We start from the raw sequence: 642 nt of genomic DNA on the forward strand, positions 1-642 counted from the left end.
GGGTACATTGGCAGCCACACATGTGTTGAACTATTGAACAGCGGCTACGAGATTGTTGTTCTTGATAATCTGTCCAACAGTTCAGCTGAAGCGCTGAACCGTGTCAAGGAGATTACAGGAAAAGATTTAACGTTCTACGAAGCGGATTTATTGGACCGGGAAGCGGTAGATTCCGTTTTTGCTGAAAATGAAATCGAAGCTGTGATTCATTTTGCAGGGTTAAAAGCAGTCGGCGAATCTGTGGCGATTCCCCTCAAATATTATCATAACAATTTGACAGGAACGTTTATTTTATGCGAGGCCATGGAGAAATACGGCGTCAAGAAAATCGTATTCAGTTCATCTGCGACAGTATACGGCGTTCCGGAAACATCGCCGATTACGGAAGACTTTCCATTAGGCGCGACAAATCCTTATGGGCAGACAAAGCTCATGCTTGAACAAATATTGCGTGATTTGCATACAGCCGACAATGAGTGGAGCGTTGCGCTGCTTCGTTACTTTAACCCGTTCGGCGCGCATCCAAGCGGACGGATCGGTGAAGAGCCGAACGGAATCCCAAATAACCTTATGCCGTATGTGGCACAGGTAGCAGTCGGGAAGCTCGAGCAATTAAGCGTATACGGAAATGACTATCCGACA

1 protein-coding gene is annotated in these 642 nt (G+C 46.4%); it reads left to right on the forward strand.

Annotated features, from left to right (window positions below; all coding sequences use genetic code 11):
- Positions 1–642, forward strand: a 642-nt coding sequence (gene galE, locus ACWHAR_RS28445) for a UDP-glucose 4-epimerase GalE (RefSeq protein WP_452088617.1), incomplete at both ends; no start/stop codon positions are given.

It is taken from the genome of Bacillus sp. LR--39 (assembly GCF_053613335.1).